This window comes from Caldifermentibacillus hisashii (assembly GCF_039654145.1).
GTDB classification, from domain to species: domain Bacteria; phylum Bacillota; class Bacilli; order Bacillales; family Caldibacillaceae; genus Caldifermentibacillus; species Caldifermentibacillus hisashii.
This window is the reverse complement of record NZ_CP155467.1, coordinates 3,143,471-3,161,029: the sequence shown is the minus strand read 5'-3', so window position 1 is coordinate 3,161,029 and position 17,559 is coordinate 3,143,471. Positions and strand designations below refer to the sequence as shown.

Sequence of the window (17,559 nt, the reverse complement as noted above, 5' to 3'; positions counted from 1 at the left end):
TCTGCTAAGGTTCATGTTTCTGTAAGAAAAAATTTGGCCGAAACTTAAGTGAGTAGTCATTAAAAAATGGTTCTTCACTATTACAGTGAATTAACCCGACAATATTAAAATTTATTATATTGAGGCAAGGGGGTGGTCATTCAACAAGCTTATGGATTTAGAGAGTTTTTTAAAGGAAGTCATTTCTATTAACCTTTTATACATTGAAAGTGGTTATTAGGTTAGTGGTGAGAACAAGCATTGGTTACTCATGATTTTCATCGTATTTCCCTTTTTCAATTTTTAATTTGCAGTTGCAAAAAGTTTTACAAGTAGCGAAGAGCCAGATGAATAAATGAGGGATTTGTATGAATTACGAAGAAAGAGTGTTGTTAGAAAAAAACAAAAAGGAACAAAGTCTTAAATCTATGTACTATAACCGGTATTTACTTGTCAGATATGTTACCGCAATATTCTTTTTTACAAATATTTATTGGTTAATTTCATTGGTAATAAGTGATTCATCACTATATTTTGTACCATTGACGCTAATCATCATTTTAATATTAAGTGTTGCGGAACAAGTTAAGATCTACAGCAGCCCGACAAATAATGCGATATACACAAAATTTTGTTTTATAACTTTGCTCTTTACAAATGTTATTTTACTATTATTAACTTGTTTTTCTGCGTCCTTTGCTCAATTATATCCTTTTTTAGTAAATCAAAATAAGTCAAAAATATTGATTTTAGTTATTTTGATTACCGGGATATTATTAAGCGCCTTCATAATTTATCGATTAAACAAAATTAAGCATGACGAAGATAAGCATTATCAACGTATCAAGGAATATGAAAAAGCTATTAATTAATAACGGAAAAGAGGAGTTTTTATGTCAGAACAAAATAAGGCATTTACTTTTCTTGAAAAGTATCTAATGGGTCCAATGGGGAAAGTTGCATCTTTTCGTTTTGTCCGGGCAGTAATGGCTGCTGGGATGGCATCGATTCCATTTACAATCGTAGGGTCAATGTTCTTAGTGTTGAATGTATTACCGCAGACTTTAACATTTTTACAAGGCTTTTTCGATAACACTTTCTTTAGAATTAGTGACTTGTATATGTTGGCGAATAAAGCAACAATGGGAATTTTAGCATTATATTTCAACCTTGTTATTGGTTATGAGTATACAAAAATATATGCTGAAGAAGAAGGAATAAATGTAAACCCTTTAAATGGTGCTTTACTATCAATGTTTGCTTTCTTTATGACGATCCCTCAATTAGTTTCAGGCGATGGAAAATTTTCACTTGTACACAAAATTGATGATGCTACTAATATTATTTTCGGTTGGGAAATGGGGGATAGTGGTGTAAGCCGTTTAGGTTCTTCAGGTATATTTACGGCCATTATTGTTTCTGTTATTGCTGTCCAATTATATCGGATGTGTGTAAAACGAAATTGGATTATTAAAATGCCGGAAGCCGTTCCGGAAGGTGTATCCAGATCGTTCACAGCATTAATCCCAGCATTTTTAGTTGCTTTTGTGATCTTAATCATCAATGGTATTTTTGTAGCTTTAGGTACGGATATATTTAAAGTAGTTGCTATACCATTTAGTTTTGTTACGCATATTGCAAGCAGTTGGCTAGGATTAATGGTTATTTACTTCTTAATCCATGCTCTCTGGATCGTAGGTATCCACGGAGCAAATATTATCGGAGCATTCCTAACGCCAATTACTTTGGCAAATTTGGAAGCAAACATTAATGGAGCAAATATTCCATTCGCAGGTGAGTTCCAAAATTCATTTGTCATTATGGGTGGCTCCGGTTCGACTTTAGGATTATGTATCTTCATTGCATTTTTAGCTAGGTCACAGCAATTAAGAATATTAGGAAAAGCATCCCTTGCTCCCGGTATCTTTAATATTAATGAACCAATATTGTTTGGATTACCGATTGTTTATAATCCATACTTGGCTATTCCGTTCTTCTTGGCACCTATGGCCACAGCAACAATTGGTTATTTTGCAATCAAATTGCACATTGTTGCACCGCTTATTGCACAAGTACCATGGCCAACTCCAATAGGGATCGGAGCTTTCATTGGAACAGGTGGAGACATCATGGCAGTAGTTGTATCATTAATTTGTGGTGTAGTAGCATTTCTCATATATCTTCCGTTCATTCGAATATATGATAAGAAGTTAGTTGAGCAAGAAAAAGGTGGAGAATCCGTACTTTGATACTAGGCTCGGATAATGTTCCATGATAATGACTTTGCGCTAAGGTAAGTATAAGAAGACGGTTCTTCATAGAAAAATCGTCTTCTTATTTCACTTGTTAATAATGAACCAATATGATTGACAAGAATTTTAAAATGGAGGTTTACTTACGATGTTAAAAAGTGTTTTACCAGAAAACTTTTTATGGGGTGGGGCAGTAGCAGCTCACCAGCTTGAAGGTGGTTGGAATAAAGGCGGAAAAGGTGTAAGTGTTGCGGATGTGATGACTGCAGGAAGACACGGTGTTCCACGGCAAATTACGGATGGTGTATTAGAAGGTTACTATTATCCCAACCATGAAGCAATCGACTTCTATTCCCGTTATAAAGAAGATATTAAACTGTTCGCTGAAATGGGATTTAAATGTTTCCGAACTTCGATTGCTTGGACAAGAATTTTTCCGAACGGGGACGATCAGGAGCCAAATGAAGAAGGCCTGCAATTTTACGATGATTTATTTGATGAATTATTAAAATATCATATCGAACCTGTTATCACCCTTTCTCATTTTGAATTACCTTATCATCTTGTGAAAAAGTACGGTGGTTTTAGAAATCGGAAGTGTATTGATTTCTTCGTTAAATTTTCTGAGACAGTGATGAAACGTTATAAAGATAAAGTGAAATATTGGATGACCTTTAATGAAATCAATAATCAAGCAGATACAAGCATGGATTTCGCCAGTTTTACAAATTCAGGTATAAAATATGAGGAAGGTGAAAATCGAGAACAAACCATGTATCAGGCAGCTCTTTATGAATTAATTGCCAGTGCAAAAGTTGTTAAATTAGGTCACGAAATTAATCCTGATTTTAAGATTGGGTGTATGCTTGCTTTTGTACCTGTATATCCATATTCTTGTCACCCGGATGATGTGATGTTTGCCACAGAAGCGATGCATAATCGCTGGTTCTTTGGTGATGTACATGTTCGAGGTACAATTCCTCACTATACAAAAAAATACTGGGAAAGAAATGGATTTGAAATTGAATATACAAAGGAAGACGAACAAATTCTTAAAGAAGGGACCGTAGATTATATTGGATTTAGCTACTATATGTCTAAAGTGGTCAGCGCGCGTGAAGTAGAAGGCAGCCAACCTGATGGAGAATTTGGTCATACCATTCGCAATCCATACGTACAAGCCAGTGATTGGGGTTGGCAAATTGATCCGGTCGGTCTTCGTTATTCGTTAAATGTTTTATATGAACGGTATAATATTCCTTTATTTATTGTTGAAAATGGCCTCGGTGCTAGGGACGTCGTTGAAGAAGATGGTACGATAAATGATGATTACCGTATTCAATATATCCGTGATCATATTACTGAAATGAAAAAAGCGGTGGAACTGGATGGCGTTGATTTAATGGGCTACACACCATGGGGCTGTATTGACTTGGTGAGTGCCGGAACCGGGGAAATGGAAAAACGTTATGGCTTTATTTATGTAGACAAAGATAATGCAGGGAATGGGACATTAGAAAGAAGAAAGAAAAAATCGTTTGAATGGTATAAGCATGTCATTGAAACAAATGGAGAAGAACTTTAATTTTCGTTGGACAAAAACACGATTTTTCCTCACGTAGAAAAATGAAATGCATATGATTGCGGAAAAAATGGGGTTGGAATAAAACTCCATTTTTTCATATCATTGACATTCATAGTCTATAAGTAAGTATGACTGTAAAAAATTTGTTTCTTCGCAGATGCATAACTGTAGGGGTGAATAATGGCTGCTTACTTTTGAAATAACGAAAAGGGGAGTTGTTGACAGTGACTACTATACGATCAAAACGTCAGAAAGATATATTGATCCTTTTATCTAAGTCAAAAGAACCCGTTACTTCAAGTTGGATAGCAAAAGAATTAGGCGTCAGTGATCGAACAATCCGAAATGAAATTAAGTTAATGCAACAAAATCCGGAGTCAGTTGGGTTTCAAATTAAATCGACAAGAGGGTTAGGGTACACCATAAAAATAATAGATGCTGAACTATTTTCCAATATTCTTAATGAGATTTCTACCGAAGAGAATAATTTGGCGGGCGACTTTGCTGATAAAGACACGAGAGTTCTTTATATTTTAAGACGTCTATTGTTAGAAACAGGTTTCATTAAACTTGAAAGCTTTACAGAGGAGATGTTCGTCTCACTGTCCACATTGCAAAATGACTTAAAAATGGTGAAGGAAATTCTCGATAAATATAACTTAAAGTTAATAAACCGTCCGCATTATGGTTCAAGAGTCGTAGGTGACGAGTATATGAAACGTTTATGTTTATCAAATTTGTTATTAGAGCGGAATCAAGAGGCATTTCTTAAGGAGGATTCTTTACAACTCATTGATCCAAAATTATTTAAAAAGATTAAAAAAATAATTATTCAAAAGGTCAATAAATATAAAATTGAAATTTCTGATATATCTCTAGAAAATCTAGCAACACACATTGCCATTGCTTGTGGAAGAATTCAGGAAGGCTTTGTTATTGAAGAGCTGTCTGATCTTCTAGTCGATGATTATCCATTTGAAAAAATTGTAGCCAACGAAATAACGAAAGAGGTTGAAGATTTCACCGGATTAACCTTTCCTGATACAGAAATTGACTATATTATTGTTCATTTACTTGGAACCAAACTTTTACACAAAAAAGAGCTTGTCGAGTTTAGTAAGTTTGATGAAGCCGGGACAATTATAAACTGTATGATAGAAAGATTAAAGTCTGAATTAAATTGGGACTTTAGTCAAAACCGTGAGTTTATTCAAGCATTAACTTTGCACATTCGCCCTGCAATGAATCGGTTACGATATAAAATGAACATTCGAAATCCATTATTAAATGATATAAAGAAAAAATACCCGGCTGCTTTTGAAGGGGCGATTATTGCCAGTAAATGTATAGAAAATTATTTGCAAATGGAAGTGGTTGAGGACGAAATCGCCTACATTGCTTTACATATTGGTGTTGCCCTTGAACGAATGAAATTAAACAAGAAAAAAATAAAAAAAGTATTAATCGTTTGTGCGTCTGGTGTTGGTAGTGCAAAATTACTTTCTTACAGATTACAAAATTTGTTTAGTCAAGAACTTGAAATTATTGATACGATTAATTATTACAATTTATCATCCTATGACTTATCTATCATCGATCTCGTCATTAGCACAATCCCCATAAAAGAAGATTTAGGAATACCGGTCCAAGTTGTTAATACTTTTTTGGAAGATAAGGACATTAACTTAATTAAGCGTATTTTATCTACGACGCAAAATGAGGTAGCAAAATATTTACACCCATCAAGAATTTTCCTCCAACAGGATTTACAAGATAAGGAAAGTGTTATTCGATTTTTATGTAGTGAATTATATAAACAAAAGCTTGTACCAAAGGATTACGTGAATCTTGTTTTAGAAAGGGAGTCGATTACACCAACCAGTTTTGGAAATCTAGTAGCAATTCCTCATCCAATGGTACCGGTAACGAAAGAGACTTTTTGGACAGTATGTACGTTAAAAAACCCTATTCATTGGCATGAACAGCAAATGGTTCAATTTGTTTGTTTGCTAAATATTAAAGAAGACACGCAAACGGATTTAGATGGTATGTATAAGAAGCTAATTTCCATTATTGAAAATCGATCTGTTGTGCAAAAAATCATCAAAAGTAAATCAGTTGATGAGTTAATCGAGTTATTAAAGTAATCGACCTGTTACCAATGTACGAACTCCTAAAATGAAGTGTCACTCTTATCATTACATCAGGCTCTGACCCACACTACATTAAAGTCTTAACGTACTGAGGGTCAGAGCCTATACGTCTGTCCGACGTGTAAACGACTTGGAGGGATTAGATGAAGCGGTATAAATAAGTCCGGACGTAATGCAACAACTTGGTTAGCTTCTGGATAACAGTTTGATAACGAGTATTCTTGAGAAGCTTGAGAACTTAAAATTTTTAGACGGAGATAAATCTCTTTACGAAATTAAAGAAAAATAATATAATGTTCTTATCTTACCTACAAGGATTTGAAATGCTGCCGTTTGCTGTGTGACGGTTATTAAGAATTTTTAAAATCTTACCTATGAGGAGTTAATCTTTTACCTTTACGAATCTCACGAAAGTTGGTATAATATATATGTGCAATCTTTGGAAATTCATATTTATTTTAGCTGCTGTTTGTTGTGTATTAAAAAATAATATTTTAAAAGTGTTTTCGAGAAGTTTTTAAGAATAATATTTAACTATACATATAAAATACATAACATTTCAAATTGGGAAAGTGCTCTTTTTAAGGTAAAGAAATTCAAAAAATATAATGTAGGTGAAAATCATGCGATTAAAAGTGACGATTTCATTTGACAAAAATGGACTTGCTTTACCGATGAATTACCAGCAAATTTTGCAAGGATTTATTTATCGGCAATTAGATAGTGACTTGGAGTTTTGTGCATTTTTGCATGAAAACGGATACAAATATGAAAAAAGGCGTTTTAAAGCATTTACTTTTAGCCGGCTTTTTGGAAAAACGAAATATAACAAAGAAAGTAAACAAATTATCTTTTACGGACCAGTTACTTGGTACATTGGTTCAGCAATCCCTAAGTTTATTCAACTTCTCGGGCAGTCTTTGCTTTTGAAAGACGATTTGCACATAAATTATACGAAAATTTCAATTGATGAAATACAATACGAAAAAGAACCGCAAATTAAGGACAATAAGATTATGATTAAAATGCTGTCTCCGATAACCATATATAGCACTTTTGAAAATCAAGAAGGAAAAAAGCTCACTCAATATTTTAGCCCCTTTGATCCGGCGTTTTCCTTTTTAATCGGTGAAAATTCCCGAAAAAAATATGAAGCTTTTTTTCAAGAGGCATTCACAGATTACGTCCAAATTACACCGGTTTCCATACAGAAACATGATAAAGTAGTTACAAAATTTAAAAGTATTTATATAACAGCGTGGAATGGTATTTACGAATTAGAAGGACCCATTCCGATGCTTAACTTTTTGTATAACAGTGCCATAGGCGGGAAAAACAGCCAAGGGTTCGGAATGTTTGAAATACTAAAACAAAATTAAAGCATAAAAATGAGATTACTTGCATGTTAGTACTAAAGGTAAGAGTCTATTAATTCATTTAGGCGGTGATCTATACATATGTTATCAGAAGATATTATTCGGATCGGTAGTCCTATTGCTTCCGGTGATCTATCCAATGAACAGAGAATTCGCTGGTTGACGGATGTTGATAATGATGTCTGCAAAAATTTTTTTCAAAATGTTTTTCTGTTGGAAATATTTGCTGACAAAATAGCCTTTCACTATTTGAGAATCGGGGACGGAGAGGGGAAAAACTTTCAAGTTGCAAAAAACAGGAATACTGCCTTTCCGATTATTTATCCGAATGGCGGGAACCCGATACATGCACAGGGGATTTATCCTGTACCTGTATATCTAATGTATGAAAAGCATATTAAAGATATGAATAAGGAAAAAGAATTTGCTTCTGAGGTTGTTTTACCAAGGCTAAAGAAGACCGTTACATATAAAAATGAATCAGACGAAAAGCTTGAATTCATTGCGCAAAAAGTAGCGGCCCTATTAAAAGAAAACTATGATTCTTTTATTGAAGATGAGAAACAACTGGGAATCTTATGTATTTGCGATTTAAATTCACCTTCTTTTAAAAGACTATCAACTAATAAAATTGACAAGAAATTGTTAAGGATTACGGAAAGCAAACTTTTCCCGGGGTCACATCTTTATTTGGATGGCGATATTGCCCTTGGAGGGATTATTGAGGCCAAATTTTCCGAAGCCAAAGAATTAGGTTATAAGAAGAAAGCGATCTCAACAATTACCAATCAGCCGGAAGAGGAAGTTGTTTCTATTTATAATAAATCATGGCTTTGGCTATCTCCAACTTGGGAAATGCCGAAATCAATTTTTTGGGGAAAAAGTGATTGGACAAATGGTATAAAAGTAGATAAAAAATCATATGAAGCTTTTCTTTATGGTACCCAATTTTTGAAACAAATAACGGTGCCAATATCGAGTGCAATTTTAAAAGAAATGTTTGCTCCATATATGAATGTTGAAGCGAAAAGGAATATGAGGAATACAAGCTTTGAACCGATATACGGAGTTCCTTTAGTCGTTCCATTACTGGATGGTGATTCGCAGCAACTTTATAAAAGATACAGTCGAATTTTAAAACAAGAAGATTTAACAGATGCAGATCTTCATTTGGAAATATTAGCAGGGATTAATCGTATTATCCCTCGCTTCAGTGATGAACACAGGTTAAATTTATTGTATTATTCGGGTGACTTGTCACGAGGGAATATGCATATCCGATTAATGTTGACAGATGTTATCCCGAGCGTCGCAGAAAAATTGCAAACGTTAATTAGAGATATTAATACGATAGACTTATTTGATATACGTGCCTTTTTCACCTTAAATCAAGATAGAAAATTTTATAGAATTCAATCTTTACCGTCAATCGTCAGTAATGCATTTGGACCGGGTTATACCTGGAGTACATTGCAGACGATTTTCAATCAACAACCTTTACGTATTAACAGGGTCTATGAAGCAACAACAAGAAAATTGGTTGAATTAGCAAATAAAGAAGATTACTGGGGTATGATGGATGAACTTGTCTTCCACTATGCTTTCCTAGCATTTTACAATAAATATAATCAAGAAATTGCCAAAAATAAGGAGAGGGTGAAAACATTGAGTGACTGGAATGCATTAATAGAAAAATATCAAGGAGGAAAAATTTCTTTAGAAGATTTACAAGAAGCAGAACAACTTGGATTTGTCACCGGCCTTCTATTAAAACAATTTTCAAATTCCTATCGCTTTAAAACAGGTCATGACGATTTTGTCAAACACCGAGTTATGAAGTTTGGCTCTAAAGTGACCCCCGAAATGATTTGGAAATTGGGTGTATTAAGGTGTAAAGAATTAAAGGAACAATGGAATATGAATTTAGCTTCAAATTTTGAAAAAGTGCTTGCAAATGTTCTTCTTGCTTTTATTGAAGCAGATAATAAAAAACTACTAATAAATGAAAAGGATAAATTTATGACAGCATTTTGGTCTGGTTATTTAGTTTATAAAAAAGAACAAAAAGAGGAGGATAATGAAAATGGCAATTAATAATGGGGAAATTGTTTTTATCAAATCAGTGAAAGATGGAATTCCTAACCGTGATCCGTTGCAAGATAGTGATGCGAGAAGACTTTTTCCGGAAGAGGACGGCAGAATTTCCCTTAGTGATGTCAGTATAAAGCGTGATGTAAGAGATTATGTGCTAAGTGCTGAAACAAATGGTGGGGCAGATAAAACAAATTTTATCTTTGTTCAAGAAAAAGTGAATGAAAAAGGGAAACTATTAGGACGGGGAAGTTTAGCGGAATCCATTGCCGAACAAGTTGGTAAAAAAGAAGAAGCAAAAACCGACATGAAATCAGTCCTGGTGGATCATTGTTTTGATGTAAGAACTTTTGGAATTGTTTATTCTGTAAAACCAAAATTTAATTTAACAGGTCCGGTTCAATTTGGTTGGGCACATTCTTTACACCCGGTTGACAGCCAATATATACAAGGAACCGTTGTCATGCCCAGTTCAGATGTAAAGGATGACAGTGGCGAAGGGAAAACCCAAGGGACTATTTGGACAAGTTATATTGTACCTTTCGCAGTATTTGCCATGCCGGGTGTAATTAATGCAAAAATTGCCGAACAGACGAAAATGACAAAAGATGATCAAGAGCTGCTATTAAAAGCTCTATGGCAAGGAACCCAACACCGTCAAGCAAGAGGTCGTGGTCAACAGCAACCGCTTTTCTTATTGCATGTAGAATACAATGATCCGTTTTTCCGAATTGGGTATTTAGAAGATTTAATTGAATTAGTACCCGGTGAAGAAGTATGGAGGAGCAGCGGAAAACGGCCGTCATCTGTGAAAGACATTTCATTAAATGTATCGCAGTTATTGGAAAAATTGAATGAATATAAAGATAAAATTGCGAATGTCCGTATTTGGGTTCACCCTTCTGTTGCTGTTGATGGAAATATAGATTTGTATAAACAACCGCTATGGTAGGCGATGATTATGAAGGTTGTCATTTTTGATGTGAAAGGAAAAATTGCCCATTTTCGTCGACCGGATACAACAGCAACCCATTTAACTTATCCTTTTATAACACCAACCGCGGCAAAAGGGATGGTTGGTTCGATATTAGGAATAACTGACTTTACAACAAAAGATAAAGTCGGTATTCAATTATTAAATCCCGTTCGAACTTCGGCACAGCAATTGTCTATGTTGGGGAAAGATAATGGCAATACCTTTAATCGTCCAACAACTATTGAATTATTAGTAAACCCATCTTATCGGATTTATTATGCCGGGGATGAATATACCGACGAATTAACGAGCCGGTTAAAATCAGAACAATCGGTCTATATTTCTTATTTAGGTGTCGCCTATGCATTAACAAAACCAGAATTACGGGATGTATGTGATTTAGCGGAAATCAATCGCCCAGAAACGATAACGGTATCAACAGTTATTCCGACTTCTATCATTGAGAAAATTGAATTGGAAGATAACCATTATTATCAACGGGCTGGCGGCTTTATGCTTTTTTATAAAGGTAAGCGTACCTTTGAAAAGTCGGTCTCATTTCTATATGAACGAGACGGTAAGCCAATTACGATCAAATTAAAGAAAGACCTACCTAATGATATTATGTTAGCGAAAGTAAAGGATGATAACATATGTCTCGTATAGTCCCTTTTGAAAAATGTATAGCAAGACCCGAATCGAGTCTAGTTGAACATTTGCTTTCTGTTAAACAATCAATGGAATATTTTTTGCAGGATTTTGATAACGTAACTGTCCGTTTATCCGGCTTAGCTGGTGTATGCCATGATTTAGCCAAGGCACATGTGGAATGGCAAGCGTACATACAATCTCCTACAATTAAAAAAGGTCCCAATCATTCTGCCTGCGGGGCCTTTTTGTTTTCCTATCTGGGTTTCCATTTACTGGAATCAAATGGTTTATGGGATGAACATAAAATATTATGGTTGTGGTTCATACAAGATATCCGCAGCCACCATGGAAATTTAGGCGATTTGCATGATGATAACTGGTTAAAAAAGTATGAATGGGAAAACTTTGATTTAGAAGGAATTGAACAGTTCTTAAAGGAGCAATACAAAGAATTACATTATATGAAATTGCATGAGCCGGCACTTACTCGATGGATTACTGAGTGCGGTTATTTATTAGAAGATATTTACGATGAACTTGATTTAGAGTATGAAGAATGGGAACCGCTCCCAATTATGAAAAGGTTACAAGTTTGGAGACAAATGACAACAAGTTTAATCGCTGGTGACCGTTTTCATGTAAAAGAAGTCACACCACAATGGTTAGATAAACAAAATTTCAACCAATTTAATAAAGCTATGATTGATTTTAGCAGGAAACATTCCGGTGAACCATTGTCAGTTATGAGAATAAAGGCACAACAAGAAATCATTCATCAATTGGAAAAAGAACCCAATCACACCTTTTATACATTAGAAATGCCAACCGGTTATGGAAAGACAATAACATCTTTAAAAATGGCAAATTGGTTTGGGGAACATCAAGGTTTTAAAAAAATTGTCTATGTTGCACCGTATCTATCGATATTGGAACAAAATGCTTCAGTGATTGAAAATTTATTTGACACAGAGGTTTTACAACATCATTCATTAGCTATTTTAGATGACGATCCGGAACAGAGGACAAGTTTTAGTCAACTGGCCATGGAGTCATGGGCCCATTCCCTTGTCTGTACGAGTTTTCAGCAATTATGCAAGGCGATTTTTCCGGGTCGGGCTCAAGACGTACTAAGAAGGGCTTTTTTAAAGGACAGTGTCATTATTATTGATGAACCGCAAATCTTTAGTCCGGAAATTTGGAACTTATTTTTGTGTGGGGTAGCAGCATTGACCGAGCTTATTCATTTGAAAGTAATCTTTTTATCTGCAACGATGCCGCCTTTTCATTATGGATTGACAATTAACCCGATGAAACTGGTTGTGAAAGGTTCTGTTAAACATGACCGGTATCAAGTCGTAAATGAAACTGAAAAACAATCTGAAGAAACAGTCCTTGATTTGCTGGAAAAAAATGAGAGGCAAACTCAGGCTCTTATTGTAAATACAGTGAAGGATGCGTTTCTTTCCTTCGATAACTTAATAAAGAGAGGTAAAAATGGATATCTTGTACATGGTTTAATGACATCGGTTCATAAAAAAGCACGAATCAAAATGATTAGCAATCTATTAAAAGAAAAGCAGAACCGACCCCTTTATGTGGTATCGACACAAGTTTTAGAAGCGGGTGTGGACCTGAGCTTTCAACATGTTGCAAGGGCACTTTCCACGCTCCCCTCAATCGTTCAGGCGGCCGGGAGAACCAATCGACATATGGAGGATAGGGATGAAAAAGGGTTATTAACCGTGTTTCCTTTCTATCGGAGCGGGAATATTGATACCCGATCAATGATTTATCCAAGAAATCTTCAAAAAATAACCGACCGAATTCTGCAAGAAAAACAAATATATACAGAATCTGAAATGGTTGGTTTAGTGAACATGTATTATTCAGAAATGTTCCGGCAAAACACTTATGAAGCAGCATTAGTTAAAATTAAAGACGCATATGAAGGAAGATGGCAGCAGTTATCGGGGGTTCAACCGTTTAACACAAATTACTTGACATTACCGATTTTTGTCCCATATGAACCGGTTTTAGATCAGATAGACAATAAAGTACTAACATTAAAAAAGAGATTTCAAGTTTCAAATCCGGAGCAAATTTATAACAAATATTTAGACCGACATTTTATAGTGAATTTATCATTTGAAGAGCGGAAGATGTTTATGATTTTATTCAACTACTATGTGTTAAATGTTCCTGTCAAGACCGCATTATCTGTTGTAAGTAAAGATGATTATCTTCAAAATAAGGTGCCGATTTTACTTGATACGGAAGCTTATGATGAAGTGTATGGTTTGAAAATAGGTATGCTAGAGGATGATCCGATATGGTAGAAAATAATGAACTGTATATTACTGGAACGGATATTTGGTATTACATGATTTGTAAACGAGAAGCATGGTTAATGATGCGAGAAATTGCTCCCGATCAAGAAGACGATAATATCGAAATCGGTCGCTTTATTCATGAATATCGTTACGAGCGGCAAAGAAAAGAGTTGGATGTCGAAAATATTAAAATTGATCGATTCAAGCAAAAAGGACAGCAAATCATTGTCCAAGAAATCAAAAAGTCGTCCAAGTTTCTGGAAAGTGCACGGTTTCAGTTGTTATTTTATCTATATAATTTGCAGAAAATGGGAGTTGATGCAAAGGGTGAGCTTCTGTTTCCTGAAGAAAGAAGGAGAGAAGAAGTTATTTTAACAGAAGAATCAATTGCTAAGTTAAAAGATGTGATGGAAGGAATATTAAATCTTACCAAATTACCTGTACCACCGGAGCCGAAAAAGATCGTATATTGCCGTAATTGCGCGTATCGTGAATACTGCTGGGCGGAGGGATAAATCATGAAGAAAACCTTATATATTTTTAATAACGGTATTTTAAAAAGAAAGGATAATAGTTTATATTTTGAAACCGAGGAAAAAAGAAAATATATTCCTGTAGAAGATACAAGCGATATTTACATTTTTGGCGAAGTGGATGTATCAAAAAAGTTTTTAGAATTTGTCTCACAAAAAGAAATTTGTTTACATTATTTCAACCACTACGGGTATTATGTGGGTACATTTTATCCGCGTGAGCATTTAAACAGCGGTCACGTCATTGTCAAACAAGCAGAACATTATATAGACGGGGAGAAAAGAATGGCACTTGCTAAATTGATAGTAAGCGGTTCAGTAGGTCAAATGATGCAAGTGTTAAAATATTATCGCAATCGATCAGAAAATAAAGAAGAAATTTATAAGATTATGAATGATATTTCAAATATTGCTGCTGAATTGCAAAAGGTAGACTTTCACCAAATTGATGAATTGATGGCAAGAGAAGGTCATGCGCGCGAGAAGTATTATGAAGCATTTGATTATATTATCAATGATCCGTATTTTATTTTTGAAAAGAGAACAAGACGGCCACCTTTAAACGCAATCAATGCCCTCATTAGTTTCGGAAATAGTATTTGTTACACAACGGTGCTAAGTGAGATTTACAAAACTTATTTGGATCCCCGGATTGGTTTTTTACATACATCTAACTTTCGCAGATTCTCTTTGAATTTGGATGTAGCTGAAATTTTTAAACCGATTATGGTAGATAGACTTATCTTTACGTTGATTAATAGAAAAATGTTAACGAAAAAGCATTTTGTTAAAGAAATGAATGGTATTTTACTGAATGAAGATGGCAGAAAGTTATTTATTACGGAACTGGATAAACGGTTAAAATCAACAGTAAACCATCGTCATCTTGGAAAGTCCGTATCGTATCGTCGGCTAATAAGGCTGGAGCTGTATAAATTACAAAAACATATTTTAGGAGAAAAGCAATATGAACCCTATCAATCTCTATGGTAAAAGGGTTTATATTTTCATCCCAATTCCTAATGGATAATGTTTTCAAGTATCTGGAAGCTTTGGAATATTCCCGGATTATGTTTTATCCCACTTTTAGCGGGTAGTACCTTTTAGTATAGATCATTTTGATGCATTTTCCGGATTATATTTATTCTGCTCTTAATGGGTAGCCCGTCTAAACATTCGGGGTAACAGGAAACTAGTTAGGAGGGGGATTTGTTTGGCGTAGCAAAGAAGAAAATGGTAACAAAGCGTAACGAAGAAACTAGTTTAGGAAAGGGGGGTTGTATGTGTCCGGGGAAAATGCAAAAAATCAGTTATTAAATAGGTGGGAAGGGAATGCATGCATCCGCCGATTGGTCCAATAAACAATCAGAGGGGGCTGCAGAATAAACTGATTCCATGATGATTATGGTATCGCCGTAAATGTCGCTTGTACCGGTTACGGATGCAAAAAAACTGACTTGATGATGATCCATATGACCGTACAGCAGGTCATACAAATTTCTCTGATGCTAGAATAAACCGCATGATGATTGGCTTTATAAATTTCCTGGGTGGTGGGTAAGTTGTTCATCATATTAGTTTATGATTTTAATGTTAAAAGAGTAGGTAAAGCTTTGAAGATTTGCAGGAAATATTTGCACTGGGTACAGAATTCCGTATTTGAAGGAGAAATATCCAAGGCGAATTTCGTGAAGTTAAAAACAGAGTTAAATAATATAATGGATGGCGATGAGGATTCGGTTATCATTTATATGTTCCGCTCCAAGCAGTATACAGGTAGACAAGAGATGGGATTAAAAAAAGGTGGAGAAGAATTTTTACTATAAACCTTTCATTAATAAATGATTTCAGCATTTCTATTAAAAATTGTCTATGTAAACATACTTTAATAGAAGTATGTTGGTTGTTCACTAAGATTTTGATAGAGATGAGTATCTTTAAATTTGGCGGAAAGAACTAAGTTTAAGCGAAAGTATAAACTTAGTTCATCAGTGGAAGGAACGAAATATATTGTGTAGATAGGTTAATAATATCCTTGGACTTTTTGTCGTCGACCCCCAATAGTGCACGAACCCCGGGAGGTCGACGACAGTTATTTTGTGAAATGATAATTGGAAAAATGCTTAAGCCATCTGGTATTAGGAAAATATCATTGCTAAAAAATAAAATTTCTATTATAATTAATGCAAAAGTAACAATACAAAGGAATCTTATTAAATCAAGGTTTTTTGGGGTTCACATCTTACCTATGAGGAATTGAAACTTCGTATTTCAATCATCATCACACTCCAACGCTTTCCGTTCACATCTTACCTATGAGGAATTGAAACCTCGACTAGATTTAGCCATTGATGATGTGATACCGTGTTCACATCTTACCTATGAGGAATTGAAACGGTGGATAATGCGTATAGTAAGATATATACAATAATGGTTCACATCTTACCTATGAGGAATTGAAACCATTTGGTTTATTTTCAGCCAGTTCCCATAGAGTACACGTTCACATCTTACCTATGAGGAATTGAAACATTGCTCCGAATAGTCTATAACATTAGTTTCATACGTTCACATCTTACCTATGAGGAATTGAAACTATCGATTTGTATCAACCTGACTCTATTAATCAAAAGTTCACATCTTACCTATGAGGAATTGAAACATATCATCATCCACTTTAAAAAGTTTCATCGTGTCATGTTCACATCTTACCTATGAGGAATTGAAACTTACGTTCAACGATAAGTGAAATTAAACGATACAAAGTTCACATCTTACCTATGAGGAATTGAAACAGCAATAGCGGTAATTTGTTTCCCGCTCGATTCTAAAGTTCACATCTTACCTATGAGGAATTGAAACCCGGTAATAGGCATAAACATTCGCTCCTTTGGTGTCCGTTCACATCTTACCTATGAGGAATTGAAACCCATAATACCTAGTCGCAATGAGAATTGATTGACCATGTTCACATCTTACCTATGAGGAATTGAAACCGCCTTAGTAACAATACTTGCTTATGCCGGACTACGTTCACATCTTACCTATGAGGAATTGAAACAAATCACCTGTTTCAAGATAATATTCACCATTTTTCAGTTCACATCTTACCTATGAGGAATTGAAACAAATCACCTGTTTCAAGATAATATTCACCATTTTTCAGTTCACATCTTACCTATGAGGAATTGAAACACGGAAAGGAGGACGATAACTTGGCGTGGATAGACGGTTCACATCTTACCTATGAGGAATTGAAACTCGAATATGAACTTTGAAAGCGATAAAAAGGAGGAAAGTTCACATCTTACCTATGAGGAATTGAAACAACTCACAGCCCACACCTGATTTTTTCTGAACACGAGGTTCACATCTTACCTATGAGGAATTGAAACATTTGCTTAAAAGTGGCATATTCTCCACCGTCTAAAAGTTCACATCTTACCTATGAGGAATTGAAACTCAAATACGGGATTGGCGATACGAATATTACCGCATTGTTCACATCTTACCTATAAGGAATTGAAACCAATCAAAGTAATCAAGGGGCTGTCTAAAAGGTCAAAATTAATGACTTTTTGGACAGCTCCTATTTTTGGATTTATCAGCCAGCCCCTTGATTTAAAACAATGT

12 protein-coding genes and 1 CRISPR repeat array are annotated in these 17,559 nt (G+C 34.9%); all 12 genes read left to right on the top strand.

Annotated features, from left to right (window positions below):
- The first annotated feature begins 347 nt into the window (after positions 1–347).
- The 12 genes from NSQ14_RS15405 (at position 348) to cas2 (ending at position 15,752) form a co-directional block, all read left to right on the top strand.
- Positions 348–851 carry a hypothetical protein gene (locus NSQ14_RS15405; RefSeq protein WP_346216562.1) on the top strand — a complete coding sequence of 168 codons (504 nt, stop codon included), beginning with the start codon at positions 348–350 and terminating at the stop codon, positions 849–851.
- Positions 852–872: 21 nt separating this feature from the next.
- Positions 873–2,228 carry a PTS cellobiose transporter subunit IIC gene (gene celB / locus NSQ14_RS15400; protein ID WP_041903098.1) on the top strand — a complete coding sequence of 452 codons (1,356 nt, stop codon included), beginning with the start codon at positions 873–875 and terminating at the stop codon, positions 2,226–2,228.
- A gap of 151 nt (positions 2,229–2,379) precedes the next feature.
- Positions 2,380–3,816, top strand: coding sequence for a 6-phospho-beta-glucosidase (locus tag NSQ14_RS15395; RefSeq protein ID WP_346216561.1), 1,437 nt, complete (start codon positions 2,380–2,382; stop codon positions 3,814–3,816).
- Between the two features lie 224 nt (positions 3,817–4,040).
- The gene (locus NSQ14_RS15390) at positions 4,041–5,963 is read left to right on the top strand and encodes a BglG family transcription antiterminator (RefSeq protein ID WP_428831580.1); all 1,923 of its coding nucleotides are present in this window, start codon (positions 4,041–4,043) and stop codon (positions 5,961–5,963) included.
- A 629-nt stretch (positions 5,964–6,592) separates the two neighbouring features.
- Positions 6,593–7,348, top strand: coding sequence for a CRISPR-associated endoribonuclease Cas6 (gene cas6 / locus NSQ14_RS15385; RefSeq protein ID WP_041903100.1), 756 nt, complete (start codon positions 6,593–6,595; stop codon positions 7,346–7,348).
- A gap of 78 nt (positions 7,349–7,426) precedes the next feature.
- A complete protein-coding gene (locus tag NSQ14_RS15380) occupies positions 7,427–9,439 on the top strand; it encodes a hypothetical protein (protein WP_346216560.1) in 2,013 nt (670 codons plus the stop codon).
- Positions 9,429–10,388: a CRISPR-associated protein gene (locus tag NSQ14_RS15375; protein WP_176458969.1), complete on the top strand. Its 960-nt coding sequence runs from the start codon at positions 9,429–9,431 to the stop codon at positions 10,386–10,388. The genes NSQ14_RS15380 and NSQ14_RS15375 overlap by 11 nt, the downstream gene beginning before the upstream one ends.
- A 9-nt stretch (positions 10,389–10,397) precedes the next feature.
- Positions 10,398–11,078: a type I-B CRISPR-associated protein Cas5b gene (gene cas5b, locus NSQ14_RS15370; RefSeq protein ID WP_326974050.1), complete on the top strand. Its 681-nt coding sequence runs from the start codon at positions 10,398–10,400 to the stop codon at positions 11,076–11,078.
- Positions 11,066–13,399: a CRISPR-associated helicase Cas3' gene (gene cas3 / locus NSQ14_RS15365; RefSeq protein WP_346216559.1), complete on the top strand. Its 2,334-nt coding sequence runs from the start codon at positions 11,066–11,068 to the stop codon at positions 13,397–13,399. The genes cas5b and cas3 overlap by 13 nt, the downstream gene beginning before the upstream one ends.
- Positions 13,393–13,908 carry a CRISPR-associated protein Cas4 gene (gene cas4 / locus NSQ14_RS15360; protein ID WP_041903104.1) on the top strand — a complete coding sequence of 172 codons (516 nt, stop codon included), beginning with the start codon at positions 13,393–13,395 and terminating at the stop codon, positions 13,906–13,908. The genes cas3 and cas4 overlap by 7 nt, the downstream gene beginning before the upstream one ends.
- Before the next feature lie 3 nt (positions 13,909–13,911).
- Complete coding sequence (gene cas1b / locus NSQ14_RS15355) at positions 13,912–14,919, top strand: type I-B CRISPR-associated endonuclease Cas1b (RefSeq protein WP_041903105.1); 1,008 nt, start codon at positions 13,912–13,914, stop codon at positions 14,917–14,919.
- Positions 14,920–15,488: 569 nt separating this feature from the next.
- Entirely contained in the window at positions 15,489–15,752 is a 264-nt protein-coding gene (cas2, locus tag NSQ14_RS15350; RefSeq protein ID WP_041903106.1) for a CRISPR-associated endonuclease Cas2, read from the top strand.
- Between the two features lie 407 nt (positions 15,753–16,159).
- Positions 16,160–17,455: a CRISPR direct-repeat array (repeat unit 30 nt; unit sequence GTTCACATCTTACCTATGAGGAATTGAAAC).
- Positions 17,456–17,559 lie beyond the last annotated feature (104 nt).

Excerpts from the sequence above, each read along its gene's own strand:
- NSQ14_RS15375 (WP_176458969.1), top strand. The coding sequence starts at position 9,429 with ATGGCAATTAATAATGGGGAAATTGTTTTTATCAAATCAGTGAAAGAT.
- cas4 (WP_041903104.1), top strand. The coding sequence starts at position 13,393 with ATGGTAGAAAATAATGAACTGTATATTACTGGAACGGATATTTGGTAT.
- NSQ14_RS15395 (WP_346216561.1), top strand. The coding sequence starts at position 2,380 with ATGTTAAAAAGTGTTTTACCAGAAAACTTTTTATGGGGTGGGGCAGTA.
- cas6 (WP_041903100.1), top strand. The coding sequence starts at position 6,593 with ATGCGATTAAAAGTGACGATTTCATTTGACAAAAATGGACTTGCTTTA.
- NSQ14_RS15380 (WP_346216560.1), top strand. The coding sequence starts at position 7,427 with ATGTTATCAGAAGATATTATTCGGATCGGTAGTCCTATTGCTTCCGGT.
- NSQ14_RS15405 (WP_346216562.1), top strand. The coding sequence starts at position 348 with ATGAATTACGAAGAAAGAGTGTTGTTAGAAAAAAACAAAAAGGAACAA.
- cas1b (WP_041903105.1), top strand. The coding sequence starts at position 13,912 with ATGAAGAAAACCTTATATATTTTTAATAACGGTATTTTAAAAAGAAAG.
- celB (WP_041903098.1), top strand. The coding sequence starts at position 873 with ATGTCAGAACAAAATAAGGCATTTACTTTTCTTGAAAAGTATCTAATG.
- cas5b (WP_326974050.1), top strand. The coding sequence starts at position 10,398 with ATGAAGGTTGTCATTTTTGATGTGAAAGGAAAAATTGCCCATTTTCGT.
- cas3 (WP_346216559.1), top strand. The coding sequence starts at position 11,066 with ATGTCTCGTATAGTCCCTTTTGAAAAATGTATAGCAAGACCCGAATCG.